19 protein-coding genes and 2 pseudogenes are annotated in these 26,159 nt (G+C 61.4%); 10 read left to right on the forward strand and 11 right to left on the reverse strand.

Features of this window, described 5'->3' with window-relative positions; genetic code table 11:
- Positions 1-17: 17 nt before the first annotated feature.
- Complete coding sequence (locus PSH87_RS20640; RefSeq protein WP_017739581.1) at positions 18-362, reverse strand: YggL family protein; 345 nt, start codon at positions 360-362, stop codon at positions 18-20.
- 237 nt (positions 363-599) lie between these two features.
- On the opposite strand from PSH87_RS20640, the gene dacB reads away from it, so the two are divergent.
- Positions 600-2,060: a D-alanyl-D-alanine carboxypeptidase/D-alanyl-D-alanine-endopeptidase gene (gene dacB / locus PSH87_RS20645; RefSeq protein WP_017739580.1), complete on the forward strand. Its 1,461-nt coding sequence runs from the start codon at positions 600-602 to the stop codon at positions 2,058-2,060.
- A gap of 832 nt (positions 2,061-2,892) precedes the next feature.
- Here the strand turns inward: dacB and PSH87_RS20650 are convergent.
- A complete protein-coding gene (locus PSH87_RS20650; RefSeq protein ID WP_305430908.1) occupies positions 2,893-5,301 on the reverse strand; it encodes a GGDEF domain-containing protein in 2,409 nt (802 codons plus the stop codon).
- Positions 5,302-5,441: 140 nt separating this feature from the next.
- Positions 5,442-7,706: a bifunctional 23S rRNA (guanine(2069)-N(7))-methyltransferase RlmK/23S rRNA (guanine(2445)-N(2))-methyltransferase RlmL gene (gene rlmKL, locus PSH87_RS20655; protein WP_017739578.1), complete on the reverse strand. Its 2,265-nt coding sequence runs from the start codon at positions 7,704-7,706 to the stop codon at positions 5,442-5,444.
- Between the two features lie 532 nt (positions 7,707-8,238).
- Here rlmKL and rmf point away from each other — a divergent pair.
- Positions 8,239-8,454: a ribosome modulation factor gene (gene rmf, locus PSH87_RS20660; RefSeq protein ID WP_002553055.1), complete on the forward strand. Its 216-nt coding sequence runs from the start codon at positions 8,239-8,241 to the stop codon at positions 8,452-8,454.
- Positions 8,455-8,610: 156 nt separating this feature from the next.
- On the opposite strand, the gene PSH87_RS20665 is transcribed toward rmf, so the two are convergent.
- The 5 genes from PSH87_RS20665 to PSH87_RS20685 form a co-directional block, all read right to left on the reverse strand.
- Positions 8,611-9,630, reverse strand: coding sequence for a quinone-dependent dihydroorotate dehydrogenase (locus PSH87_RS20665; RefSeq protein ID WP_017739577.1), 1,020 nt, complete (start codon positions 9,628-9,630; stop codon positions 8,611-8,613).
- 85 nt (positions 9,631-9,715) lie between these two features.
- A complete protein-coding gene (locus PSH87_RS20670; protein ID WP_017739576.1) occupies positions 9,716-10,177 on the reverse strand; it encodes a transglycosylase SLT domain-containing protein in 462 nt (153 codons plus the stop codon).
- Entirely contained in the window at positions 10,170-10,556 is a 387-nt protein-coding gene (locus tag PSH87_RS20675) for a winged helix-turn-helix domain-containing protein (RefSeq protein WP_017739575.1), read from the reverse strand. The genes PSH87_RS20670 and PSH87_RS20675 overlap by 8 nt, the downstream gene beginning before the upstream one ends.
- Before the next feature lie 165 nt (positions 10,557-10,721).
- Positions 10,722-10,937 carry a FliM/FliN family flagellar motor switch protein gene (locus tag PSH87_RS20680; RefSeq protein ID WP_017739574.1) on the reverse strand — a complete coding sequence of 72 codons (216 nt, stop codon included), beginning with the start codon at positions 10,935-10,937 and terminating at the stop codon, positions 10,722-10,724.
- Between the two features lie 15 nt (positions 10,938-10,952).
- Complete coding sequence (locus tag PSH87_RS20685) at positions 10,953-11,834, reverse strand: secretin N-terminal domain-containing protein (RefSeq protein WP_305430911.1); 882 nt, start codon at positions 11,832-11,834, stop codon at positions 10,953-10,955.
- 299 nt (positions 11,835-12,133) lie between these two features.
- Between PSH87_RS20685 and PSH87_RS20690 the strand changes: the two genes are divergently transcribed.
- From PSH87_RS20690 to cobA, 8 genes and pseudogenes are all read left to right on the forward strand, one after another.
- Entirely contained in the window at positions 12,134-13,360 is a 1,227-nt protein-coding gene (locus PSH87_RS20690) for a CmpA/NrtA family ABC transporter substrate-binding protein (protein ID WP_305430913.1), read from the forward strand.
- 13 nt (positions 13,361-13,373) lie between these two features.
- Entirely contained in the window at positions 13,374-13,949 is a 576-nt protein-coding gene (locus tag PSH87_RS20695; protein WP_305430914.1) for an ANTAR domain-containing response regulator, read from the forward strand.
- A 211-nt stretch (positions 13,950-14,160) separates the two neighbouring features.
- Positions 14,161-15,372 (forward strand): NarK/NasA family nitrate transporter, encoded by a 1,212-nt coding sequence (locus PSH87_RS20700; RefSeq protein ID WP_017739570.1) that lies wholly within the window; start codon positions 14,161-14,163, stop codon positions 15,370-15,372.
- Positions 15,372-17,042: a bifunctional protein-serine/threonine kinase/phosphatase gene (locus tag PSH87_RS20705; protein ID WP_305430916.1), complete on the forward strand. Its 1,671-nt coding sequence runs from the start codon at positions 15,372-15,374 to the stop codon at positions 17,040-17,042. The genes PSH87_RS20700 and PSH87_RS20705 overlap by 1 nt, the downstream gene beginning before the upstream one ends.
- Positions 17,043-17,276: 234 nt before the next feature.
- Positions 17,277-19,730: a nitrite reductase large subunit NirB gene (gene nirB / locus PSH87_RS20710; RefSeq protein WP_305430917.1), complete on the forward strand. Its 2,454-nt coding sequence runs from the start codon at positions 17,277-17,279 to the stop codon at positions 19,728-19,730.
- Positions 19,727-20,044: a nitrite reductase small subunit NirD gene (gene nirD, locus PSH87_RS20715; RefSeq protein WP_017739567.1), complete on the forward strand. Its 318-nt coding sequence runs from the start codon at positions 19,727-19,729 to the stop codon at positions 20,042-20,044. The genes nirB and nirD overlap by 4 nt, the downstream gene beginning before the upstream one ends.
- On the forward strand, positions 20,044-22,752 hold the full coding sequence (locus tag PSH87_RS20720) for a nitrate reductase (protein WP_305430918.1): 2,709 nt from the start codon (positions 20,044-20,046) through the stop codon (positions 22,750-22,752). Before nirD ends, PSH87_RS20720 begins: the two co-directional genes overlap by 1 nt.
- 10 nt (positions 22,753-22,762) lie before the next feature.
- Positions 22,763-23,507: pseudogene (gene cobA, locus PSH87_RS20725) on the forward strand (uroporphyrinogen-III C-methyltransferase).
- 60 nt (positions 23,508-23,567) lie between these two features.
- Here the strand turns inward: cobA and PSH87_RS20730 are convergent.
- The 3 genes and pseudogenes from PSH87_RS20730 to PSH87_RS20740 form a co-directional block, all read right to left on the reverse strand.
- The gene (locus PSH87_RS20730) at positions 23,568-24,548 is read right to left on the reverse strand and encodes an OmpA family protein (protein ID WP_305430919.1); all 981 of its coding nucleotides are present in this window, start codon (positions 24,546-24,548) and stop codon (positions 23,568-23,570) included.
- Positions 24,549-24,655: 107 nt separating this feature from the next.
- Positions 24,656-25,246: an RNA polymerase sigma factor SigX gene (gene sigX, locus PSH87_RS20735; RefSeq protein ID WP_124526653.1), complete on the reverse strand. Its 591-nt coding sequence runs from the start codon at positions 25,244-25,246 to the stop codon at positions 24,656-24,658.
- A gap of 87 nt (positions 25,247-25,333) precedes the next feature.
- A pseudogene (locus PSH87_RS20740) lies at positions 25,334-26,159 on the reverse strand (mechanosensitive ion channel domain-containing protein).

Raw genomic sequence — 26,159 nt, forward strand, 5'->3', positions numbered from 1 at the left:
CGCCGTTTTTTTCAGTATCACTTAGCCGCGTTGATCGGCTTTTCCGGATACCACACGTCCAGCAGCGGGCTGACTTCAGCCTTGGTCAGCTCGGAACGGGTTTTCAGCCAGGCTTCAACGGCAGCACGTTGCTCTTCGGAGACCGAGCCACGCTTCTGCAGGCAAACCAGACCGTAGTCATCGCCGCCAACATAACCCAGACCGTTGGCTTCCATGGCTTCGTTGATGAATGCTTCGAGGAAAGCGTCGATAGCTTCTTCACTCAGGCCTTCGTTGAAGTCCAGGTTCAGTTCGAAACCCAGCTCTTGAAATTCATCAACGCACAGTTTTTTGCGCAGACGCTGGGAACGGTTAGTCGCCATTGGAACAATCCTCTTAAGTAATACCGGGCGGCACTTTAGCAGTTTAAGGCGGCGATTGCCCGACTCTCTGGGACGGGCGGCAAATTGCCTGCAAAAAAACGCCGATTTCCAGCTATCGTTCAGCTACAAGAGGCCCCACCTTGGGGCATAATGCCGACAATTTCGTGACCAATGAGGGATTTTTCTTATTTACCCCTCACCTTTTTCACCCTCCTCAGCAGTAGGGTTTTATTCTCTATGATCAAATCTTTGCGTCCATTGCTCCTTGCCGGCCTTCTTCTGCCGCTGGCCTTCTCTGCCACCGCCGCCACCGTCAACAACACCCTGCCACCCAACGTCCAGCAGGCACTGTCCAAAGCCAAGCTGCAAAACAACGCACTGTCCCTGGTGATGATCCCCCTGAACGGCCCGGGCACGCCGACCATCTTCAACGCCGACGTCTCGGTAAACCCGGCGTCCACCATGAAGCTGGTCACCACCTACGCCGCCCTGGAAATGCTCGGCCCCAACCACCAGTGGAAAACCGAGTTCTACACCGACGGCACCCTCAGCGGTGGCGTGTTGCACGGCAATCTGTACCTCAAGGGCGGCGGTGACCCCAAGCTGAACATGGAAAAGCTCTGGCTGCTGATGCGCGACCTGCGCGCCAACGGCGTGCAGCAAGTCACCGGCGACCTGGTGCTGGACCGTGCCTTCTTCAAACAGCCGCTGTTGCCCGAGTTCAATGACGACGGCAACGACGAGAACAAACCCTTCCTGGTCAAACCCGACGCCTTGCTGGTCAACCTCAAGGCCCTGCGCTTCGTGACCCGTAATGACTCAGGCCGGGTCATCGTGTCCGTCGAGCCGCCGATTGCCAGTATCCGTATCGACAACCAGGTCAAAGTGTCCAACACCAAGCAGTGCACCGGCGACGTGCGCTACAACCCGGTCACCGCCGCCGATGGCAGCGTGACGGTCACCGTCAGCGGCCAACTGGCCGATGGCTGCAGCTCGCAGACTTATCTGTCGCTGCTCGACCACGCCACCTACACCGCCGGCGCCGTGCGGGCGATCTGGCAGGAACTGGGCGGCAGCATCCAGGGCCGCGATATCCAGGCGCCGGTGCCGAAGGACGCCAAGGTCCTGGCTCGCGCGTTCTCGCCGGACCTGGCGGAAATCATCCGCGACATCAACAAATACAGTAACAACACCATGGCCCAGCAGTTGTTCCTGAGCCTGGGCGCGCAGTTTCGCAACGATGCCGACGGCGACGACGCCAAGGCCGGCCAGCGCGTCGTGCGCCAGTGGCTGGCGAAAAAAGGCATTACCGCGCCGCACCTGGTGATGGAGAACGGGTCCGGCCTGTCCCGTGCCGAACGGGTCAGCGCCCGGGAAATGGCGGCGATGCTGCAGGCCGCGTGGAAAAGCCCGTATGCGGCGGAATACATCAGCTCGCTGCCGATTGCCGGCACCGACGGCACCATGCGCAAACGCCTGAAGACCACCGCCATGCGCGGCGAGGCCCACGTCAAGACCGGCACCTTGAACACCGTGCGCGCCATTGCCGGGTTCAGCCGCGACAACAACGGCAACACCTGGGCAGTGGTGGCAATCCTCAACGATCCGAAGCCGTGGGGCGCTTCGTCGGTGCTGGATCAAGTGCTGCTGGACTTGTATCGCCAGCCGAAACTGGCGGCGGCTGCGCCCGTTCTCTGACCCCGGAAGGCAGAGTGTCAGTTTGCATATGAGTGACTGATACACCGCCATCGCAGGCAAGCCAGCTCCCACAGTGGATTGGGTTCACAAAGCAAAATGGGTGTGAACCCGATCAAAATGTGGGAGCGGGCTTGCTCGCGATGGCAGAGTGTCAATTTGCATATCTGTGACTGACACGCCGCTATCGCAGGCAAGCCAGCTCCCACAGTGGATTGGGTTCGCAAAGCAAAATGGGTGTGAACCCGATCAAAATGTGGGAGCGGGCTTGCCCGCGATGGCAGAGTGTCAATTTGCATATCTGTGACTGACACGCCGCTATCGCAGCAAGCCCAGCTCCCACAGTGGATTGGGTTCGCAAAGCAAAATGGGTGTGAACCCGATCAAAATGTGGGAGCGGGCTTGCCCGCGATGGCAGAGTGTCAATTTGCATATCTGTGACTGACACGCCGCTATCGCAGGCAAGCCAGCTCCCACAGTGGATTGGGTTCGCAAAGCAAAATGGGTGTGAACCCGATCAAAATGTGGGAGCGGGCTTGCCCGCGATGGCAGAGTGTCAATTTGCATATCTGTGACTGACACGCCGCTATCGCAGGCAAGCCAGCTCCCACAGTGGATTGGGTTCGCAAAGCAAAATGGGTGTGAACCCGATCAAAATGTGGGAGCGGGTTTGCCCGCGATGGCAGAGTGTCAATTTGCATGTCTGTGACTGACACGCCGCTATCGCAGGCAAGCCAGCTCCCACAGTGGATTGGGTTCGCAAAGCAAAATGGGTGTGAACCCGATCAAAATGTGGGAGCGGGCTTGCCCGCGATGGCGATCGCTCAGTCACCCATCAGTTGACTGACCTGCCGCTATCCCGGGCCTCCACCCGATCCCGACCGGTCTGCTTGGCGACATACACCGCCGAGTCAGCACGCAGCAACAAACCGTCAATCCCCTCATCAACGCGCCAACTGGCCACGCCAAAGCTCGCGGTGACGATGCCCACCGGCTCCATCGGCTCGCTGCGCAACGACTGCCACAACTCCATCGCCAGGCTGTAGGCCTGCTCGCCATCGGTGTTGGGGCACAGCACCATGAACTCTTCCCCACCCAGGCGGCAGAACACGTCGGTACGCCGCAGGCGCACGCTGATGCGCTTGCACAACTCCTGCAACACGCCGTCGCCCACGCCATGCCCGTGCTGGTCGTTGATCCGCTTGAAGTGGTCGATATCCAGCATGATCAGCGACAGCGACCCCGACACCCGGTTGAGCCGCACCATCTCGGCCTTGAGGCGATCCTGGAAATACCGACGGTTATGAATACCCGTCAGGGAGTCGGTAATCGACAGGGCGCGCAGCTCTTCCTCGACCCGTTTCAAATCGGAAATATCCGACACATAGCCATGCCACAACGTACCGCCTCCGGGTAACTCTTCCGGCGTAGCCTCGCCGCGAATCCAGCGCACGCCGCGCTGCGGCAACTGCACGCGGTATTCTTCACGCCAATGGCTCAATTGCAGCGCCGACAAGCGAATCGAGGCGCGCACCCGCTCGATGTCCAGGGGATGAATGCGGTCCAGCGCCTTGCTGGCGTCCTGTTGCAACACCCCCGGTTCGATCTCGTAGATATCGCGTATGCCATCGCTGGCGTAGATAAAGCGCCAGTTGTCCTTGGGCTCGAGGGTGAACTGGAAGATCCCGCCGGGGACATGGGCGCTGAGTTTTTTCAGCAGGCGATCCCGTGCAGCCAAGGCTTCGTAGGCACGCTTTTGTTCGGTGACGTCCAGGTAAATCGCCAAGTGCCCCACCCACAAGCCATGGTCATCCAGCAACACCGTGGCCAGCATATTCACCGTCAACTGGCTGTCATCCTGGCGTTTCAAGGTCCACTCGCGGGCCTCGTGCTGGTGGTCAGGGCTCTCGACCAACATCGCCTGGCTCGGCGGGATGCGCTTGCCCATGACCATGCTCAGGCTGGCGGCGCGCGCGTCCAGCTCGGGGGCCAGGTGCAGGCTTTCCAGGGTCAGGCGGCCCAGCACTTCATCGGACTTGAAGCCCAGCATCTGCTCGGCGCCGGCATTGAACGTATTGATCACGCCGCGCAGGTCGGTGGCAATGATCGCCACCTGGGTCGCCGCGTTCAGCACGCTGCGCAACTGACCATGGGCGCCGCGCAACTCAAGCTCGCTCAGGCGCAATTGCTCGGTGCGTTGCTCGACCATTTTCAGCGCGCGCTGACGCTGGCTGACCAGCACATACAGCAACGCGCTGAGCAGCAGGCTGAGCAGGCCGCCCATGGTCAGGATCGTGTTCATCGAAGAGTGGTTGGCCTGGTCGAACACCTGGCTCGCTTGCAGGCTCAGGGCGTAGACGTGATCGCCCAGGGTCAGCCGGCGCGCGGCGGCCAGGTCGCTGCTGCCTGGTGCATTGCTGGATGCATAAAGCACGCGCTTCTGGGTGTCGGAGGTGTCGATGATCTGCATCACCAGGTTGTCGCGGTTGGGTTTGGGCAAGCCATCGGCCACCAACTGCCGCATGCTGATCACCGCCATCACGAAGCCATAGGCCTCGGGCTGGGATTGCTGGCTGTCCGGCAGCTTGCTGACGGGGGCTACCAGCAATACGCCAGCGGCATAGGACGGTTCCACCCCCACCAGTTGCATGGGTTGCGACACCGCCATCTTGCCGGTCTTCAGCGCACGCTCAAGGGCTGAACGGCGCAGTGGCTGGGCCAGCAGGTCAAAGCCCAATGGCGAACCGAGCAGGCTCTGGGTCTGGCTGTAGAGCACCGGCACGTATTCATCGCGCTCGGGCGCTGGGGCCAACTCGCCCGTGGCGTCCAGCTCGCGAATGACAAAAGGCTTGCCGCGCTGGCGTGACACCTCCTGCTCAAACGCGCTGCGCTGGTCGCGAAACACCCGCGGCGCCCAGGAATAGGCACGGGCGCGCAGCAGCAGGGGTTGGGCGAAACCATCGAACTCGTCACGGGAGACGTCGCCGGAGTTGACGAAGAAACGCCGCAGACTACCCAGGCGTTGCTCCTGGTCCTCAAAGCGCTCTTGCAGGCGGCTGTAGCGTTCATTGACCAGCAACTGAAAGCGCTGGCGCAGCTGTTGCTGATAGAGGTTGGACGCCGCCCACGCGACAATCAGCGTCAGCGCAGCGCCCGCCAATAACACCACCAATGCCACCAGCCAAGCCGATGCCTGCTCACTGATAAAACCAAGGATTTTCGGGCGAACGGCTTGCAACGGCATAAGCAACACTCACAACGCCAGCGTGCGGGGGGTGTCACTTTGGCTAGGCGTTAAGTTATAGCCATCGGGCCTGTATTTGACCAGCGTAAAAAAGCCGCAAGGCCGGAATATTCCAGGCTTGCGGCTTTTAGTGACGGCGATCAGCGCGCGGTGATTTTCCACGCCCGGTGGATCTTCGCGTTACGCGCGAAATCCGGGTCGATGGTCTTGTCGCTGATTTCCTCGACCGCGTAGCGTTCGCCGAGGTTGTCCTCCAGCGCGAACTTGCGGAAGTTGTTCGAGAAGTACAGCACGCCGCCCGGTGCCAGGCGGGCCATGGCCAGGTCGAGCAACTGCACGTGGTCACGCTGCACGTCGAAGATGCCTTCCATGCGCTTGGAGTTGGAGAAGGTCGGCGGGTCGATGAAGATCAGGTCGAACTCATCGCGGCTCGCTTCCAGCCATGCCATCACATCGCCCTGCTCCAGACGGTTCTTGTCGGAGAAACCGTTGAGGGAGAAGTTGCGACGCGCCCAGTCCAGGTAAGTCTTCGACAAATCGACGCTGGTGGTGCTGCGCGCGCCGCCCTTGGCTGCATGCACGCTCGCGGTGGCGGTGTAGCAATACAGGTTGAGGAAACGCTTGCCGGCGGCTTCTTTCTGGATGCGCATGCGCATCGGGCGGTGGTCGAGGAACAGGCCGGTGTCGAGGTAGTCGGTGAGGTTGACCAGCAGCTTCACGCCGCCTTCACTGACTTCGGTGAACTTGCCCTGGGCGCTCTGGCGCTCGTACTGCTTGGTGCCGCTCTGACGCTCGCGGCGTTTGACGACCACGCGGCTCTTGTCGATGTTCAGCGCCTGGGGAATCGCGGCCAGGGCATCGAACATGCGTGCGGAGGCTTTTTCCGGGTCGATAGACTTCGGCGCGGCGTATTCCTGGACATGGACCCAATCGTGGTACAGGTCGATGGCCATGGAGTATTCCGGCATGTCGGCGTCGTACACGCGGTAGCAGTCAACGCCTTCACGCTTGGCCCACTTGCCCAGCAACTTGAGGTTCTTTTGCAGGCGGTTGGCGAACATCTGCCCGCCTTCGCTCAGGCGCGCCTGTTCAACCACTGGCGCCGGGGCTGGCTTGATCGGGTTGCCGTTCTTGTTGTACTGGCGCTCTTGTGGCTCCACCGGGGCTTGATCGTAAGCGGCTTGCTCACGTTCGGCCTGGCGCTGCTCCGGGGTGCGGCGCTCGCCGGTGACGAACTGGTCCGGGTTGACCTTGATCAGCAGCAATTTGCACGGCAACGCGCCGTTCCAGAACGAGTACTGCTTGTGGCTGCGGATACCCATGCGCTTGCCCAGGTCCGGCGCGCCGGTGAACACCGCCGCTTCCCAGCCCATGCACGCCTGGCGCAGGCGTTCGCCAAGGTTCTGGTAGAGGTACAACAGGCTGGCTTCGTCACCCAGACGCTCGCCGTACGGCGGGTTGCAGATGACCAGGCCTTTCTGGTTCTGGTCCGGGCGCGGCTCGAAGGTGCCGACTTCACCCTGGTAGACCTTGATCCAATGGCTCAGGCCGGCGCGCTCGATGTTGTTGCGCGCAGGCTGGATCAGGCGCGGGTCGGCTTCATAGCCACGCACCCACAACGGCGGCTTGTTCATGCCGATAGCGGCACGCTCCGACGCTTCGGTGTGCAGTTTCTTCCACAGCGCCGGGACGTGACCGAGCCAGGTGGTGAAACCCCACAGCTCACGGTTCAGGTTGGGCGCCATGTCGGCAGCGATCATCGCGCCTTCCACCAGGAAGGTGCCCACGCCACACATCGGGTCAGTCAGCGCGCCGCCTTCGGCAGCAATGCGCGGCCAGCCGGCACGGATCAGGATCGCGGCCGCCAGGTTTTCCTTCAACGGCGCAGCGCCCTGCTGCAGGCGGTAGCCGCGCTGGTGCAGGCTGTGGCCGGAGAGGTCGAGGGACAGGATCGCTTCGCCACGGTCCAGACGCAGGTGAATGCGCAGGTCCGGGTTGATCTTGTCGATGGACGGACGTTCGCCGGTCGGGGTGCGCAGCTTGTCGACAATCGCATCCTTGACCTTCAGCGCGCCGAAGTGGGTGTTGTCGATGCCCGAGCCGTGACCGCTGAATTCCACGGCGAGGGAACCGTCGGGGACCATGTGCTCGGCCCATTCGATATCCAGCACACCGTGGTAGAGGTCTTCGGCGTCCTTCATCGGGAAGCGCTTGAGTACCAGCAACACGCGGTTGGCCAGACGCGACCAGAGGCACAGGCGGTAGGCGGTTTCCATGTCGGCCATGCCGCGCACGGCCGAGGTGTGCTCGCGGGCTTCCTCAAGGCCAAGCCCGACGGCTTCCTCGATCAGCAGGCCTTCGAGGCCCTTGGGGCAGGTGAGGAAGAGTTCAAAACGGTCCGACATGGGGCATTCCAGGCTTTTCAGCAATAAATGAACGGGCGACGCATCGCCGGCTCGGTTTTCAATCAAGCACTTTTCTTGAAGAGTGCTCGCGTGGCACGAATGTGCCGTCCCACCCCGCCTGCCAGGCCTTTAGGCCGTGGTTGACGGGGCAGATAGATAATGTGGCGTAACAAAAGGAAATATTCCGACCCTTCGTCGAATAGTAACCGACTGCAACGGGCGGACATTCTCACTAAAGGATTAAACCCATCCTCTTTGCAGGGTGCATCATAGCTGGCTTTGCCCATTAAATGGGGCGAAAAGCCACCCTAGCTTATGGCTATAGCATCGTTATCGTTACGTGCTTATGACAAAACGATCATTGAATCCATGTGACCTATTGGTTAGAACTCAACACAGGTTGGCGCCGTAACGACGCCGACACATAGGCTCGCCACGCCGGCAGCGAGCCCACCAACGGCAGAAAAACTCTGCCCGGCCCCAGACGAGGCCGAAGGATATCAAGACAGTCAACAAGTGAGGGAAACACCCTATGAGAAGACTTAAGCGTGATCCGTTGGAAAGAGCATTTTTACGCGGATATCAATATGGCGTTCATGGCAAATCCCGTGAGCTTTGCCCATTTACTCTACCGTCGGTACGCCAAGCCTGGATCAACGGCTGGCGAGAAGGACGCGGCGACAACTGGGACGGTATGACTGGCACTGCGGGAATCCACAGACTCAACGAACTTCACGCCGTCGGCTAATCAGGGCATTCAATTCCGACATACACTGTTGAAGATGTAACGACTTAACCACGCACGTCCTATCCGGGCGGCGGGCTTCGGCCCAGGGGGCTCCTTTATGGAGCCCTTTTTATTGGCTGAAAATTACTGTGGGAGCGGGCTCCCACAGTCAAGGCATCAGCGCAGTGCCGCAATCGCATCCACCGACTGGCGAATCAACGCCGGGCCCTTGTAGATAAAGCCGGAGTACAACTGCACCAGGCTGGCGCCAGCCGCGATCTTCTCGGCCGCATGCTGGCCTTCGGTGATGCCACCGGCGGCGATGATCGGCAAGCGCCCGGCCAGTTCGGCTGCCAGGACCTTGACGATATGGGTGCTCTGCTCACGCACCGGCGCGCCCGACAGGCCGCCCGCTTCGTCGCCATGGGCCAGGCCTTCGACGCCAACACGGCTGAGGGTGGTATTGGTCGCGATCACTGCGTCCATGCCCGAGTCCACCAGGGCCTGGGCCACCAGCACGGTCTCTTCGTCGCTCATGTCCGGGGCAATCTTGATTGCCAACGGCACACGCTTGCCATGGCGCACGGCCAGGTCTTCCTGGCGCTGGCGCAAGGCTTCGAGCAATTGTTTGAGGGAGTCACCGAACTGCAGGCTGCGCAGGCCCGGGGTGTTGGGCGAGCTGACGTTGACGGTGACGTAACTGGCGTGGGCGTAGACCTTGTCCAGGCAGATCAGGTAGTCATCCACCGCACGCTCCACCGGCGTGTCGAAGTTCTTGCCGATGTTGATGCCGAGGATACCCTTGTACTTCGCCGCCTGAACCCGCGACAGCAAGTGATCCACGCCCAGGTTGTTGAAGCCCATGCGGTTGATGATCGCTTCAGCTTCCGGCAGGCGGAAGATACGCGGCTTGGGGTTGCCCGGCTGTGGACGCGGGGTCACGGTGCCGATCTCGACAAAACCGAAACCCAGCTGCGCAAAGCCATCGATGGCCGCACCGTTCTTGTCCAGGCCAGCCGCCAGCCCGACCGGGTTGGGGAAGTCGAGCCCCATCACCGATACCGGCATCTTTGCCGGTGCCTTGCATACCAGGCCATTGAGCCCCAGGCGGCCACCTGCACCGATCAGGTCCAGGGACAGATCGTGGGAGGTTTCCGGGGAAAGTTTGAACAACAGCTGGCGGGCCAGGGTATACATGGGCGGGCTAGACTCGGATGGCGGCGAAAGGTGGCGACGATTATAGCCGGGGTGGCGGGCTGCATGCGAGGCGTGCCGCCAATCATCATGGGCGATTGGCAACCAGCTCTTCGTAGCGTGCCCAGATCTTCTGCGCGTATTGCAGGCGCAAGGCATCACGTTTGGGGCCTGCCCCGCCACCGACGTTATAGGAGCCGACAGCCGTCCAGTTGTAACCAAAGCGCTGGATGAACTCGGTAAGAATCGACGCTGCCACCTCCACCGAGAGACACGGCTCGCTCAACAACCGTTCTTCCGTAATGCCCAGCTTCAGCAGGCGGGGCAGATGAATGCTGTTGATCTGCATCAAGCCGATATCCCGCGTGCCATTGCTGTTGGCATTGTTGATGGTCTGCGCGCGGTAACCCGACTCGACAGCAGCGATGGCCTGCAGCAACTCCGGCTCAAGGTCATAACGGCTGGCCACTTCATCCCAGCAGTATGCCAGCGCCGGGCTGCTGCCCATCAACAGGCTCAACAACAGGCTTTTCCCCCAGGTTTCAAACATTGTTGACCTGACCACACACCGCACACACATGCGCCACCTGCTTCGCATCAGCACTTCCCGCCTGCACCGGACAAGTAAACCGATACCCTCTGCCATAGATCGTCTTGATAAAGCCCTTGTCGGCTTTCAAGTGCTTGCGTAACGAGTAAATGCATCGTGTCAGCGACTCCTCGGCCACCTCGCCTCTGGGCCATGCGAGTTCCAGCAAGCGGTCCTTGGTCATCAACGTGCCACCAGACCCCAGCAGCAACCGCAGCACCAAACCCTCCTTGGGTGGCAACTGAACGTCTGTCCCTCCCCCCGTCAACCGACCATCGCCATGCAAGGTCCAACGGGCAAAAACAAGAGACGTCGCTGACCCGTCAATCACGACCGCCATACGCACCTCTGCATCCAACTACTGACATTGAAATCCTTATTCCCTGTACTGGCTCACCCGCCAACATCACGACTATAAGAAGCAGTCCTACACCTCGCCCTAGGGAAAAACCCATTCATCCAGCGCTTTTCGCAGGTGCTCAGTAGGACGATTCTTTATCCAGCCTTACCGAGCGACCCAATCCTGGTAAACCTCATGCAACTCAACACCCAATCGATCCTCCAATTGCACCAACTCTCCCAAAGCCATCAACTGACCATTGACCCGCACCTCCACACAGCGAATGACTTCAGGTGTCAGCGGCAACACCTTGCCCACTGCAAACGCCGCCAGACGCTTGCGACTGATCAGTTGCTCTTGCAGGAGTATTTCCAGGTGCATGGACAAGCGCCCTATTCATGGAGAAATTTCGCGACCCCGTTGCATGAACGCGCGATGCACACGCTCATGCTGCTCCGCCGTCAAGGGTGATGGCCCGGGAGGGGTCGTCTGGGTCTTGAGTTCGTTGTGGTCGGCACCGACCTGCCACAACGAGACCTCATCCGGCCGGGTGAGCACATCCAGCTCCGCGACCCACTGCTTGATAAGGCTCACCTGGTCGGGCTTGCCCTGGATCAGCAGGCTGTTGGTGTCTGGATAGGCAATGAACGTAAGGCTGCCGTCAGCCAGTTGCGTCTTGTGCTCGCTGGACAACCGGGCTTCGATCATCGAAGCCATCCCCGGCACGCTGACCGTGTCCGCACCCACTCCAAATTGACGATCAGCGACGTTGACATTGAACACCTGCACCACGCCAACGGCGGGCAACTCCACGCGCGGCTGGGCAGGTGGCCGATCCATCAATTGCGCCATGCGCAGCACCTGATCGACATAGCTTGGCGGCCCCGTGACGGAGAACATGCGTTCCGCGCTTTTATGCAAGGGATAGCTGGACTCATCCAGCCCCGTACGACGCATCAGGCCCCGCAGCCTGTCGACGGAAATGTGCCGCAACGCCACCACCGAGCTCCTCACCTCATCGGCTTCGTAGAGGTACAGGACTTTCCCATCGCGATGCCAGATCAGGCCCTCCTGCATGGCCAGTAGCTCCAGGACCTGTTGCGGCGCATCAAAATCAAACAACCCACTGACGTGCAGGCGAGCGACTTTGCGGCTGAGCACAACCGACAAGCCCAGTGGCACCGAGAGCGCGGTAAAAAAACGCTGCAGGTTCTCCTCCTGCGCCCGGTAGGGCTCGCCCCTGGCTGCGCAGGTGCCCAGCGCTAACGCAGCGCACAACAACCAGCTGCACAGCCGGTGGCGGGTCATCCTTGCAGGGAAAGCACTCTTCACCTTGGTTATCTCGGCAGCCTGGCGTGACAAAGCGGCCATACTGAGAGCCAGCCAGTTTTCAATCTTGACGGAAAACTGACGGCACACCTCCCCCCTGCCCATGGCATGTGCATTGCTACATACACTCATCAGAGCGCGTGCCAACGAAGGCACGGGCCTACGGACAAAGGCGTCGTTACCCTGCAATGGCCTCTAGCGCCATCCGAGGGAACGACGCTTTTTTTTCAGAGAAAAGGCAGGTGTTGATGAACGAACCGGCAGATAACCACCTGAAAAGAGACCCACTGGCCTGGGTCAACGGCAGTGACGCGCCGGAGAAGAGCAGCCTCGACCTGGGCTTCATGGCCCTGAGTGATTGCGCCTCGCTGGTGGTTGCCGCCACCCAGGGCTTCGCCCAACCCTATGGCCTGACACTCAACCTCAAGCGCCAGGCGTCATGGGCCACCCTGCGCGACAAACTGGTCAGCGGCGAACTGGACGCCGCCCACAGCCTGTACGGCCTGATCTATGCCGTGCACCTGGGCATCGGCGGTGTAGCGCCCACCGACATGGCGGTGCTGATGGGGCTGAACCAGAACGGCCAGAGCATCAACCTGTCTCACCGCCTGCAACAGCAAGGCGTGGTCACTCCTGAGGCACTGGATCGCCATGTGCACCAAAGCCGCACAAAACTGACCTTCGCCCAGACGTTTCCCACCGGCACCCACGCCATGTGGCTGTATTACTGGCTGGCGAGCCAAGGCATCCACCCGCTGCAGGACGTCAACAGCGTGGTGGTGCCGCCGCCGCAAATGGTCGCGCACCTGCAAGCCGGGCGTATCGATGGTTTTTGTGTCGGCGAACCCTGGAGCGCCAGCGCGGTGCAACAAAACCAGGGCTTTACCTTGGCAACCACCCAGGCGATCTGGCCAGACCACCCGGAGAAAGTCCTCGGCTGTACCCAGGCGTTTGTCGAGCAATACCCCAACACCGCCCGCGTGTTGGTAATGGCCATCCTCGAAGCCAGCCGCTTCATCGAACAGAGCCAGGAAAACCGCCGCTCCACCGCCCAACTGCTCAGCGCCCGCGACTACCTCGACGCGCCGCTCGACTGCATCGAACCCCGCCTGCTCGGCACCTATGACGACGGCCTCGGCCACCAATGGCAAGACCCCCATGCCCTGCGTTTTTTTGCCGATGGCGCGGTGAACCTGCCGTATCTCTCGGACGGCATGTGGTTCATGACCCAATTCCGCCGCTGGGGCCTGTTGCGCGAAGACCCGGACTACCTCGGAGTTGCCCGCCAGGTGCAGCAATTGACGCTGTATCGCGAAGCCGCCAGCGCCGTTGGCGTCACCCCCATCGCCCAGGACATGCGCAGCAGCCAATTGATCGACGGCAAGCTCTGGGACGGTTCCAACCCCGCCGCCTATGCGCGCAGTTTCCGTCTGCACGCCATGACTGATCCTACCGGCCGCCAGGCCCAGCGCTGACAGGAAGACCGATATGCTGCGAATCCTGTTGATCAATGACACCCCGCGCAAAGTCGGGCGGCTCAAGGCTGCGCTGATCGAGGCCGGGTTCGAGGTGATCGATGAGTCCGGCCTGACCATCGACCTGCCCGGGCGCGTCGAAACGGTGCGCCCGGACGTGATCCTGATCGATACCGAGTCACCCGGGCGCGACGTGATGGAGCAAGTGGTGCTGGTCAGCCGCGACCAGCCCCGGCCCATCGTGATGTTTACCGACGAGCACGACCCGAATGTGATGCGCCAGGCGATCAAGTCCGGCGTCAGCGCCTATATCGTCGAAGGCATCCAGGCCCAGCGCCTGCAACCGATCCTCGACGTGGCCATGGCGCGCTTCGAGAGCGACCAGGCCCTGCGCGCCCAGTTGCAGGCCCGTGACCAACAGTTGGCCGAGCGCAAGCGCATCGAACTGGCCAAGGGCATGCTGATGAAAATGAAGGCCTGCAACGAGGAAGAGGCCTACACCCTGATGCGCCGCCAGGCCATGAGCCGCCAGCAGAAACTGATCCAGGTGGCGGAGCAGATTATCGCCATGAGCGAGTTGCTCGGCTGATCTGGCTCAGCTCTTGCTAAAGGATCCCTATAGGTAACCAACGGCGGTTGCCCCTCCACGACAAAGACGTCGCACATCCGGTTTGCCCCTCGCGAACCCGGTGGCGGCGTTTTTGCGTTTTGGCCCCAGCGTTTGGGGCCGGTGGGGCGGCCTTCGCCGGCAGCTCCATCACCAGGCCTTCTTATAAGACTCCCAACCGTTGAGGTGCGTGATGAAATCAAGCTTCTGGAAATCCGGGCACACCCCGACCCTGTTTGCCGCGTTCCTGTATTTCGATTTGAGCTTCATGGTCTGGTATTTGTTGGGCCCGCTGGCGATCCAGATTGCCGCCGACCTGCACCTGACCACACAACAACGCGGCCTGATGGTTGCGACGCCGATCCTCGCCGGCGCGGTGCTGCGCTTTTTGATGGGCATGCTGGCCGACAAGCTGTCGCCCAAGACAGCCGGCCTGATCGGCCAGGTGATCGTGATCGCGGCGTTGTTCGGCGCCTGGAAACTCGGGATTCACAGCTACGAACAAGCCTTGCTGCTGGGTGTGTTCCTTGGCATGGCTGGCGCGTCGTTTGCGGTCGCCTTGCCACTGGCGTCCCAGTGGTACCCCGCTGAACACCAGGGCAAAGCCATGGGCATCGCCGGTGCGGGCAACTCCGGCACCGTGTTTGCGGCGTTGCTGGCGCCAGTGCTGGCCGCCGCGTTTGGCTGGAGCAATGTGTTCGGTTTTGCCCTGATTCCCTTGATCCTGACCCTGATCGTCTTCGCCTGGCTCGCGCGCAACGCCCCGGAACGGCCAAAAGCCAAAGCCATGGCCGACTACTTCAAGGCCCTGGGCGACCGCGACAGTTGGTGGTTCATGTTTTTCTACAGCGTGACCTTCGGCGGTTTTATCGGCCTGGCCAGCGCCCTGCCCGGCTATTTCAACGACCAGTACGGCCTGAGCCCGGTGGCGGCCGGCTACTACACCGCCGCCTGTGTGTTCGGCGGCAGCCTCATGCGCCCATTGGGCGGCGCACTGGCCGATCGTTTCGGCGGGATTCGCACCCTGCTCGGCATGTACGGCGTGGCGGCGGTCTGCATTGCCGCAGTGGGCTTCAACCTGCCGAGTTCCTACGCGGCCCTGGCGCTTTTCGTCTGCACCATGCTCGGCCTCGGCGCAGGCAATGGCGCAGTGTTCCAATTGGTACCCCAACGTTTCCGCCGCGAAATCGGCGTGATGACCGGCTTGATCGGCATGGCCGGTGGTATCGGCGGCTTTGCCCTCGCGGCGGGCATGGGCGCGATCAAACAGAGCACCGGCAGCTATCAATTGGCCCTGTGGCTGTTCGCCAGCCTCGGCGTGCTGGCCTGGTTCGGCCTGCACGGCGTGAAACGTCGCTGGCGCACCACCTGGGGCTCGGCCGCCGTAACGGCCGCGCGCGTCTGATGAGCCTGCGACTGAGCATCGCCCACGCCAGCGCCATCGGCCCACGACCGGAAAACCAGGACGCGCTGCGGGTGGTCACGCCCGTGGCCGAACTGGCCGCGAGCAAAGGCTACCTGTGCGCGCTGGCCGACGGCGTGAGCCAATGCGCCGATGGCGGCCTGGCCGCCCGTTCGACCTTGCAGGCGCTGGCCCTCGACTACTACGCCACGCCGCAGACCTGGGGCGTGGCCCAGGCGCTGGAACGCTTGCTGCTCGCGCAGAATCGCTGGTTGCAAGCCAATGGCGGTGGCCAGCCGCTGCTGACCACCCTCAGCGCCCTGGTGTTTCGCGGCCAGCGCTTCACCCTGGCCCATGTTGGCGATTGCCGGGTGTATCGCTGGCTGGAGGGCGAGCTGCAACGCATCAGCGAAGACCATGTGTGGGAACAGCCGGGCATGCAGCATGTGCTCAAGCGCGCCCTCGGCCTGGATCAACACCTGGTGCTGGATTTTCTCGACGGCGAACTGCGTGAGGGCGAGTGCTTCCTGCTGGTCAGCGACGGTGTGTGGGCCACCTTGGGCGACAACAGCATCAGCACGATCCTGCGGGAGCAAAGCGACCTCGACCTGGCGGTCAACACCTTGGTCAACGCCGCGCACCTGGCCGGCAGCCAGGACAATGCCAGCGCCTTGCTGGTGCGGATCGACACACTCGGCGCCGCGACCCTCGGCGATGCCCTGGTGCAGTTGCAGCAGTGGCCGCTGCCGCCGCGATTAAAAGCCGGACAACACTTCGAAGGCTGGCAAGTGGAAAGCCTGCTGGCCCAGAGCCAACAGTCACTGTTGTACCGGGTGCGCGATGCCCAACAGCAACCTTGGCTGCTGAAGACCCTGCCGCTCAACCGTGACGACGACAACGATGCGGGCCAGGCCTTGCTGTCGGAGGAATGGTTTCTGCGCCGGGTCGCCGGGCGGGCATTTCCTGAAGTCCATGCCGCCAGCGCGCGTCAGCATTTGTACTATGTGATGCGTGAATATTCGGGGCAAACCCTGGCGCAGTTGTTCCAGCAACAAGGCCCATTGCCCCTGGCGCAATGGCAGTCCATCGCCGAGCGGTTGGTGCGGGCGGTGGGCCTGCTGCATCGGCGACAGATCCTGCACCGCGACATAAAACCGGAGAACCTGCTGCTGGGGGACGACGGCGAACTGCGTGTGCTGGATTTCGGCCTGGCCTACTGTCCGGGGCTCTCGGAAGACCGCGCCCACTTGCTGCCCGGCACCCCGAGCTTTATCGCCCCCGAGGCCTTCGGCGGTGAACTTCCTACGGCCCAGCAGGATTTATACAGCGTTGGCGTGACGCTGTATTACCTGCTGACCGGGCATTATCCCTACGGTGAGATCGAAGCCTTTCAACGGCCGCGCTTCACCCAGGCCGTCAGCGCCAGCCGCTACCGTCCCGACCTGCCCGAATGGCTACCCCTCTGCCTGGAACGGGCAGTGGCCGCTCACCCCACACAACGTTACGAAACGGCCGAGGAATGGCTGCGGGCCCTGGAGCAGGCCGACCGCCGCGAATTAAGCGTGCGCCCCAGGCCGCTGCTGGAGCGTGAACCGCTCAAGGTCTGGCAAACCCTGGCGGCCGTGTCTTTGCTGTTCAATCTGGTGCTGTTGTACTGGCTGTTGCACCACTAGAGGGCGAAACAAGCTCGCCGGATCCGGCGCAAACCCAATAAAAACAGGGGCAGGCCAACTTGGCACAAGCACTGCATTAGCTCCTTCAACAACACACATATAGCCGCCCCTTCAACGACGAAGGGCCGTGCTTCCCGACAGAACGGGACCAGGACAAAGGCGTCCTCGCTAGCTAGCTAGCGGGGGCGCCTTTTTTGTTTGCGCGTGATTTGTCGAGCCATTGCGGAGAACGACATGAAAAAACTCAAATTGGTGATGATCGGCAACGGCATGGCCGGGGTTCGCACCCTTGAAGAATTGCTCAAGCTGAGCAGCGACCTGTACGACATCACCGTGTTCGGCGCCGAGCCCTACACCAACTACAACCGTATCCTGCTGTCGCCGGTGCTGGCCGGTGAACAGACCTTTGAGGAGATCGTGCTCAACGACCTCAGCTGGTACCTGGATAACCACATCAAGCTGCTGCTCAACCGCAAAGTGGTGCAGATCGACCGCGTCAAACGCGTGGTGATCGCCGAAGACGGCAGCGAAGCCGAATACGATCGCCTGCTGATCGCCACCGGTTCCACGCCGTTTATCCTGCCGATCCCCGGCAACACCTTGCAGGGCGTGATCGGCTACCGCGACATCGCCGACACCCAGGTCATGATCGACACCGCCAAGACCCACAAGCATGCGGTGGTCATCGGCGGCGGGCTGCTCGGCCTGGAAGCCGCCAACGGCCTGATGCTGCGCGGCATGCACGTGACCGTGGTGCATATCGGCGAGTGGCTGCTGGAGCGGCAACTGGACAAGACCAGCGGCCAGTTGCTGCAAACCGAGCTGGAAAGCCGTGGCCTGGTGTTTCGCCTGTGTGAACAGACCCAGGCGCTGCATGACGCCGGCAATGGCCGCGTCGGCTCGGTGCAATTCAAGAACGGCGACATCATCCCCGCCGACCTGGTGGTGATGGCTGCCGGCATCCGGCCCAACACCGAACTCGCGGAAAAATCCGGCATCCCCTGCAACCGTGGGATTCTGGTCAACGACACCCTGCAAACCTACGACCCGCGCATCTATGCGATCGGCGAATGCGCCAGCCATCGCGGGATCGCCTACGGCTTGGTGGCGCCCCTGTTCGAACAGGCCAAGGTCTGCGCCAATCACCTGGCCCAGCTGGGTTTTGCCACCTACAAGGGCTCAGTGACCTCGACCAAGTTGAAGGTCACCGGTATCGACCTGTTCTCCGCCGGTGACTTCATGGGCGGCGAAGGCACCGAGACCATCACCCTCTCCGACCCGATTGGCGGCGTGTACAAGAAGCTGGTGATCAAGGACGACATCCTGGTCGGCGCCTGCCTGTACGGCGACACCGCCGACGGGGGGTGGTATTTCCGCCAGATCCGTGAGAACCACGCCATTGGCGAGATCCGCGACCACCTGATGTTCGGCGAAAACGCCCTGGGTAACGTAGGCCACCAGGGCCAGGACAAGGCCATGAGCATGGCCGACAACGCCGAGGTCTGCGGCTGCAACGGCGTGTGCAAGGGCACCATCGTCAAGGCGATCCAGGAACAGGGCCTGTTCAGTGTCGATGAAGTGAAAAAGCACACCAAGGCGGCCAGCTCTTGCGGCTCCTGCGTCGGCTTGGTGGAACAGATCCTGATCAACACCGTCGGCGGTGCGGCTGACGTCAAACCAAAAAGCGAAAAAGCCATCTGCGGTTGCAGCGACCTCAACCACGGGCAGATCCGCCAGGCCATCCGCGACCAGCACCTGCTGACCATCGCCGGCACCATGAGCTACCTCAACTGGCGCACGCCCAACGGCTGCGCCACCTGCCGCCCGGCGCTGAACTACTACCTGATTTCCACCTGGCCCGGCGAAGCCAAGGACGACCCGCAATCGCGCCTGATCAACGAACGGGCCCACGCCAATATTCAGAAAGACGGCACCTACTCCGTAGTCCCACGGATGTGGGGCGGTGTGACCAATCCCTCGGAGCTGCGCCGCATTGCCGACGTGGCCGACAAGTACAACGTGCCCATGGTCAAGGTCACCGGCGGTCAGCGCATCGACTTGCTGGGGATCAAGAAACAGGACTTGCCGGGCGTGTGGAAAGACCTCGACATGCCGTCTGGCCACGCCTACGGCAAATCCATCCGTACCGTGAAAACCTGCGTGGGCAGCGAATTCTGCCGTTTCGGCACGCAGAACTCCACGCAACTGGGCATCGAGCTGGAGCATGACCTGTTCAATATGTGGTCGCCCCACAAGGTCAAGCTGGCGGTATCCGGTTGCCCACGCAATTGCTCGGAAGCCGGAATCAAGGACGTAGGAATCATCGGCGTCGACTCCGGCTGGGAGATGTACATCGGCGGCAATGGCGGGATCAAGACCGAGGTCGCGGAGTTTTTCGTCAAGCTGAAGACTGCCGAAGAAGTACGCGAATACAACGGCGCCTTCCTACAGCTGTATCGCGAAGAAGCCTTCTACCTTGAGCGCACCGTGCACTACCTGCAGCGGGTCGGCATGGAGCACATCAAGAAAGCCGTACTGGAAGATCCCGCGCGCCGCCAGGCCCTCAATGAACGCCTGCAGTTTTCCCTGTCGTTCGAACAAGACCCGTGGAAGGAGCGCCTGGAACAGCCGCTGCTGAAAAAGGAATTCGATGTCATCCCTGTCCAACAGCTGGAGGTGCCGGCATGAACTGGCTGAATATCTGCGCCCTCGATGAGATCAACGTGCTGGGCTCGCGCATCATCCAGGGGCCCAAGGGCGATATCGCGATTTTTCGTACCAGTGACGATGAAGTCTTCGCCCTCGACGACCGCTGCCCACACAAGGGCGGCCCGTTGTCCCAAGGCTTGATCTACGGCAAGCGCGTGGCCTGCCCGCTGCACAACTGGCAGATCGACCTGGCGTCCGGCGAAGCCCAGGCGCCGGACATCGGTTGCGCCCACCATCACCCGGCCCGCGTGGAAAACGGCCGGGTGCTGCTGGCCCTGCGGGACGCCGTGTGATGAACCGCCAGACCACCGCGTCCACCTGCTGCTATTGCGGCGTGGGTTGCGGCGTGCTGATCGAACATGACGGTGCGCAGATCCTCGGGGTAAAGGGCGACCCGAGCCACCCGGCCAATTTCGGCAAATTGTGCAGCAAGGGTTCCAGCCTGCACCTGACCGGCGACCTGTCCGCCCGCGCCTTGTACCCAGAACTGCGCCTGGGCAAAGGCATGGCCCGGGCGCGCACCGACTGGGACACGGCCCTGGATCACGCGGCAAACGTGTTCGCCGAGACCATCGCCGAACACGGGCCGGACAGCGTGGCCTTCTACATCTCCGGGCAACTGCTGACCGAGGACTACTACAGCTTCAACAAGCTCGCCCGGGCCTTGGTGGGCACCAACAATATCGACAGCAACTCACGGCTGTGCATGTCCTCGGCAGTGGTCGGCTACAAACGCAGCCTGGGGGCCGATGCGCCGCCATGCAGCTATGAAGACCTGGAAAGCAGTGACTGCGTGATGATCGTCGGCAGCAATATGGCCTACGCCCATCCGGTACTGTTCCGACGCCTGGAAGAAGCCAAGGCACGCCGCCCGCAGATGAAAGTGCTGGTGATCGACCCACGGCGCACAGACACCTGCGATCTGGCTGACCTGCACCTGGCGATTTTGCCCGGCACCGATGTGGCGTTGTTCCATGGGATTTTGCATCTATTGCTGTGGGAAGACTGGATCGACCGCGGGTTTATCCAGGCACACACCGAGGGTTTGGCCGAGCTGAAACGCCTGGTCCATGACTACACGCCGCAGATGGTCACGCAGCTGTGCGGGATCAGCGTCGAGCAACTGCGCTTGTGCGCAGAGTGGGTGGGCACCTCCAGCAGTTTCCTGTCGCTGTGGTGCATGGGGCTTAACCAGTCCACCGCCGGCAGCGCAAAAAACAGCGCGCTGATCAATCTGCACCTGGCCACCGGGACTATTGGACGGCCGGGTTGTGGCCCGTTTTCCCTGACGGGCCAGCCGAATGCCATGGGTGGGCGCGAAACGGGCAGCTTGTCGAACCTGCTGCCGGGGCATCGGGAGGCGGCGAACCCTGAACATCGCGCAGAGGTCGCGGCGTATTGGGGCGTGGCGTCGCTGCCCGCCGCCGTTGGGCTGAGCGCGGTCGAGCTGTTCGAGCAGATGCAGGCGGGCAAGATCAAGGCCGTGTGGATTGCCTGCACCAACCCGGCCCAATCGCTGCCGGACCAGAACGCCGTGCGCGCGGCCTTGGCAACCTGCCCTTTTGTGGTGTTGCAGGAAGCCTTTCACACCACTGAAACCGCAGCCTATGCCGACCTGTTACTGCCCGCCGCCAGTTGGGGGGAGAAAGAAGGCACAGTGACCAACTCCGAACGGCGTATTTCCCACGTGCGCCGCGCCATCGCCCCACCAGGGGAAGCGCGGCCGGACTGGGCAATTACCGTGGATTTCGCACAGCGCCTGGAGCGTCGTTTACGCCCGGGGCGGGACAGCCTGTTTGCCTTCGCGCAGCCAGCGCAGATTTTTGAGGAGTACAAACGGCTGACCCACGGACGCGATCTCGACCTGTCGGGCATCAGCCACGCCTTGCTCGACACGATCGGCCCACAGCAATGGCCGTTTCCTACAGGTGCACAGGCTGGCACGCCACGCTTGTACACCGATGGCCACTTTCCTACCGCCAGTGGGCGTGCACAGTTCGTCGCCGACCCTTACCGCGCGGCCAAGGAACAGCGTGATGCACGCTTCCCCCTGACCCTGATCACCGGCCGCCTGCGTGACCAGTGGCATGGCATGAGCCGCACCGGCACCGCCGCGCAGCTGTTCGGACACGTCAGCGAGGCATTGTTGAGCCTGCACCCAGACGAAATGCGCCGCCATCGCGTGAAAGACGGTGATCTGGTCAACCTGAAAAGCCGTCGCGGCCAAGTGATCGTGGCGGTCAGCGCTGACGACAGCGTGCGCCCTGGCCAGGCATTCCTGCCGATGCATTGGGGGGATCGTTTTCTCAAGGGCGGCGTGAATGCCCTCACCCAACCGGCGTTCGACCCGCTGTCGAAACAGCCGGAACTCAAGCACAGCGGTGTGCGCCTGGAGGCGGTGAACCTGCCGTGGCAGTTGTTCGCCTTGATCGAAGGCGATGTGCAGCAACACTTTGCCGCGTTGCGCCCGCTATGCGAGGCGTTTGCCTACGTCAGCCTGAGCCTGGCCGGACGCGAGCGCCCGGCCCTGCTGTTGCGTGCGGCGCACAGCGAAGCGCCCGACCTGCAACTGCTGACGCGTATCGACCAATTGCTCGGCCTCAACGACGGCCCGGTGATGGCCTACGACGATCCGCGTCGTTCCATTGGCAAGCGCGTGAAAATCGAAAAAGGCCGCATCACCGCGTTGCGCCTGGCCGGGGAAACCCTGGCGCGCCACTGGCTGCAAAGCCTGTGGCTGGAGGGGCGTACCGACGATCAACTGCGGCGCTGGCTGTTGGCGCCACTCAGTGCACCGCCGGGGGGCGCAGCCGCCAGCAGCAAGGTGGTGTGTAACTGCAAGAACGTCAGCGAGAACGCCGTGTGCGCGGGCATAACCCGTGGCCTGGACCTGGACGGGCTCAAGCGGGAGCTGGGTTGCGGCACGCAATGCGGCTCCTGTGTACCGGAAATCAAACGTCTATTGGCCAGCCATCCGCAGCCAATCGCAATCAGTGTGTGAGGGAGAGAACATGAGCGCAAAAGTCTGGCTGGTGGGCGCAGGGCCCGGCGACCCCGAGTTGCTGACCCTCAAGGCGGTAAGGGCGATGAATGAAGCCGATGTGGTGCTGATTGATGATCTGGTCAACCCGATGGTGCTGGAACACTGTGCCGGTGCACGGGTGATTACTGTGGGAAAACGTGGCGGTTGTCGCTCGACGCCGCAGGATTTTATCCACCGCCTGATGCTGCGTTATGCGCGCCAGGGCAAGTGCGTGGTGCGACTCAAGGGCGGCGACCCGTGCATTTTCGGCCGGGGTGGCGAAGAGGCGATGTGGTTGCGTGAGCGTGGGGTCGAGGTGGAGTTGGTCAACGGCATCACCGCCGGCCTGGCGGGGGCGACGAATTGCGCGGTGCCCCTCACGTTGCGCGGTGTCAGCCGGGGCGTGACGCTGGTGACGGCGCATACCCAGGACGACAGCAGCCTCAATTGGCGGGCGCTGGCCGAGGGCGGGACGACGTTGGTGGTGTATATGGGCGTGGCGAAGCTGGTGGAGATTCGCCAGCAATTGCTGGAGGGCGGCATGGCGGCGGATATGCCGGTGGCGATGATTGAAAATGCCTCGTTGCCCCAGCAGCGCGAGTGCCGCAGCACGCTGTCGCGGATGCACGAAGACGCCCCAAGACTTTGCCTTGAAAAGCCCGGCCATCCTGGTGATTGGCCAGGTTGCGGCCAGCGGGCAAGCGGCCTATGTGGCGGCAGCGGTCAGCGCCTGAGGCAAATTGCAGGCGAAAAAAAGCCCGGCCTAAGCCGGGCTTTTTTCTACCACTCAGTAATTACTGAGCTTGAGCTTCAACCGACGCTTCTACGCGACGGTTAACAGCACGACCAGCTTCAGTTGCGTTGTCAGCAACTGGGCGGGATTCGCCGTAACCTACGGAAGTTACGCGGTTGGCAGCAACGCCGTCTTTAACCAGGACTTGCTTAACAGCGTCAGCACGACGCTGGGACAGCTTCTGGTTGTAAGCGTCTGGACCTACGGAGTCAGTGTGACCAGCAACTTCTACGTTGGTAGCTGGGTACTGCTTCATGAAGTCAGCCAGGTTTTTCACGTCGCCGTAGCTGTTAGGCTTAACAACGGCCTTGTCGAAGTCGAACTTAACGTCCAGCTCAACACGAACAACCTGAGCAACCGGAGCTTCTGGCTCTGGAGTTGGCTCTGGAGCTGGTGCTGGGGTAGGAGCTGGAGCTACTGCGCCAGCGTTGCCGCCGAAGTTTACGCCCAGGCCGACCAGTGCGGAGTAATCCCACTTGCCGTTGTCCAGGTTGTAGTCAGATTCAACACCGGCACGAGCGTACAGGTTGTTGGTGAAGTAGTACTTCACACCGGCGCCAGCGATAGCCAGGGTCGATTGATCGCGACCGCTGTGGCCGTCAGCTTTGACGTTGCCACGGCTCTGGTGGCCGAAACCGCCTTCTACGTATGGACGCAGGCTGTCAACGCCAGCCTGACCGAAGTGGTACTGAGCAGTCAGGCTGCCAGTGTCACCTTTGATCTTCTGGTTGCCAGTGCCGTCGTTCGAACGGGTGTGGTTAGTCTTGTCGTACGACAGGTTCAAGGACAGGTCGTCGGTCAGGAAGTAACCAATGCGAGCGCCAGGGTTGAAGCCGTCTTCGATGTGCTTGACGCTATCGTTGTACTGCTTCTTGTAGAACAGCTCGCCTTCAACTGCGCCTTGGCCTTGTGCCAGAACGCCGAAAGAAGTAGCGGCAATAAGAGAACCAATGGCCAAGCCCAAGGTGTTTTTCAGTTTCATCCGTTAAATCCCCATCTGGTGATTGTAAAGCAGTCCCACAAACCGGGGGACAACTCGGCGACAAGTCTAACAGAACTTGCCTACACGTAAGAGATATTTGCCACGCACTAAGTTTCAGTCTCGCCCGCAAATTTCTCACGTAATTTATCTAGAGCACGTTTGTAACGCATTTTTGTAGCACTCAAACCCATGTGCATGATGTCAGCGATTTCCTGAAATTCCAGTTCTGCGACAAATCGTAGCACCAGAATTTCGCGGTCAATCGGGTTCACATACACCAACCAGCGATCGAGTCCAGCCTTGTCCTCGGGTGCCGGCGTCTTTTCTTCAGACGCCTCCTCAAGGGGGTCCAGACTCAAGGCGTCCATCAAGCGACGCTTTCGCCGTTCCTTGCGATACTGCGTGATGCACTCGTTGTACGTGATGCTATATAGCCATGTCTTGAACTTCGATTTTCCCTCGAAGTTCTTCAAGCCATACAGCACCTTGAGCATCACTTCCTGACAGACATCATCCGCATCTCTATCGTTCCCTAAATACCTTGAACAAACGTTGAACAGAGTGCGTTGATATCTGCGCATCAATTCTTCGTACGCGCGAGTTACGTGAAACAGCTCCGTGTGCGAGCGCGCGACCAACTCCTCATCAGAGAGCTCACGGGGGTCATAGCGCGTGGACAGCGTTTGGGCTTTATTCAAAACAAGTCGTGCCGACAGTCAGGTCAATGTCCGCTACAGCCCGGTCAGCCGGGTTTGCGGCGGCGTACATTAGCAGGGTTTGCCGGGTTAGCGGCTACTGACCTGCTGCTCAAGGAGGATCCGATTGGACAGCGACACCAGGTCGCCGTCATCGGTCAGCACCGTCGTCTTGACTGTGCCGATCTCCTCGATTTGCCCTTCGACCTCGCCTACACGCACCTGTTGCCCAACCTGATACAACTCACGCACATAGATTCCCGCAAGAATCTGGCCGGCAATTTCCCGGCTTCCCAAGCCCATGGCCAGCGCAACGGCCAGACCAACGGTAATCAAAACGATGACAATCACATGGTTGAGCAGGTCAGTCTTGACCTCCAACTGGCTGATCGCGACCGAAATACTGATGATGATCACCAAGCCCTGGGCAATTCGCCCCAGGCCAGCGGCATAGTCAAGCCCCACGCCTTCAGCGGCTCCGCGCACCAGGCCATTGGCCAATTGCGCCAGTAAAACGCCTACCAGCAGCACCAGCGCGCCGCCGAAAACCTTCGGCAAATACAGCGCCAGCATGTCGAGCGTAGCTGAAACTCGCTCAAGGCCAAGGGATTGAGCCGCAGAAACCAGAAAAATCAGCAAAACGAACCAGTAGACGATCTTACCGATCAGTGTGGAGATCGGCACTTGCAGCCCGGCACGCCCCAGCAGCTTGGTCAGGCCGGTGCCTGCCATCAGGCGGTCGAGGCCGAGCTTGGCGAGCAGCTTGGACAGCAGGGTGTCGAGCAGCTTGGCCACGACAAAACCCAGCAATACCAGGACCAAAGCCCCAAACAGGGTTGGGAATGAAGTTCGCCACCTTGGTCCACAATGCGGTCATCGCGGTGACCAGGCTCTGGGTCCAGAGATCAAGTTCCAT

It is taken from the genome of Pseudomonas sp. FP453, assembly GCF_030687495.1.
Lineage (GTDB): Bacteria > Pseudomonadota > Gammaproteobacteria > Pseudomonadales > Pseudomonadaceae > Aquipseudomonas.

Excerpts from the sequence above, each read along its gene's own strand:
- PSH87_RS20640 (WP_017739581.1), bottom strand. The coding sequence starts at position 362 with ATGGCGACTAACCGTTCCCAGCGTCTGCGCAAAAAACTGTGCGTTGAT.
- PSH87_RS20650 (WP_305430908.1), bottom strand. The coding sequence starts at position 5,301 with ATGCCGTTGCAAGCCGTTCGCCCGAAAATCCTTGGTTTTATCAGTGAG.
- rlmKL (WP_017739578.1), bottom strand. The coding sequence starts at position 7,706 with ATGTCGGACCGTTTTGAACTCTTCCTCACCTGCCCCAAGGGCCTCGAA.
- PSH87_RS20690 (WP_305430913.1), top strand. The coding sequence starts at position 12,134 with ATGAACGAACCGGCAGATAACCACCTGAAAAGAGACCCACTGGCCTGG.
- rmf (WP_002553055.1), top strand. The coding sequence starts at position 8,239 with ATGAGAAGACTTAAGCGTGATCCGTTGGAAAGAGCATTTTTACGCGGA.
- PSH87_RS20670 (WP_017739576.1), bottom strand. The coding sequence starts at position 10,177 with ATGTTTGAAACCTGGGGGAAAAGCCTGTTGTTGAGCCTGTTGATGGGC.
- PSH87_RS20665 (WP_017739577.1), bottom strand. The coding sequence starts at position 9,630 with ATGTATACCCTGGCCCGCCAGCTGTTGTTCAAACTTTCCCCGGAAACC.
- PSH87_RS20680 (WP_017739574.1), bottom strand. The coding sequence starts at position 10,937 with ATGCACCTGGAAATACTCCTGCAAGAGCAACTGATCAGTCGCAAGCGT.
- PSH87_RS20730 (WP_305430919.1), bottom strand. The coding sequence starts at position 24,548 with ATGAAACTGAAAAACACCTTGGGCTTGGCCATTGGTTCTCTTATTGCC.
- nirB (WP_305430917.1), top strand. The coding sequence starts at position 17,277 with ATGAAAAAACTCAAATTGGTGATGATCGGCAACGGCATGGCCGGGGTT.
- PSH87_RS20695 (WP_305430914.1), top strand. The coding sequence starts at position 13,374 with ATGCTGCGAATCCTGTTGATCAATGACACCCCGCGCAAAGTCGGGCGG.
- PSH87_RS20705 (WP_305430916.1), top strand. The coding sequence starts at position 15,372 with ATGAGCCTGCGACTGAGCATCGCCCACGCCAGCGCCATCGGCCCACGA.
- dacB (WP_017739580.1), top strand. The coding sequence starts at position 600 with ATGATCAAATCTTTGCGTCCATTGCTCCTTGCCGGCCTTCTTCTGCCG.
- PSH87_RS20700 (WP_017739570.1), top strand. The coding sequence starts at position 14,161 with ATGAAATCAAGCTTCTGGAAATCCGGGCACACCCCGACCCTGTTTGCC.
- PSH87_RS20675 (WP_017739575.1), bottom strand. The coding sequence starts at position 10,556 with ATGGCGGTCGTGATTGACGGGTCAGCGACGTCTCTTGTTTTTGCCCGT.
- PSH87_RS20720 (WP_305430918.1), top strand. The coding sequence starts at position 20,044 with ATGAACCGCCAGACCACCGCGTCCACCTGCTGCTATTGCGGCGTGGGT.
- nirD (WP_017739567.1), top strand. The coding sequence starts at position 19,727 with ATGAACTGGCTGAATATCTGCGCCCTCGATGAGATCAACGTGCTGGGC.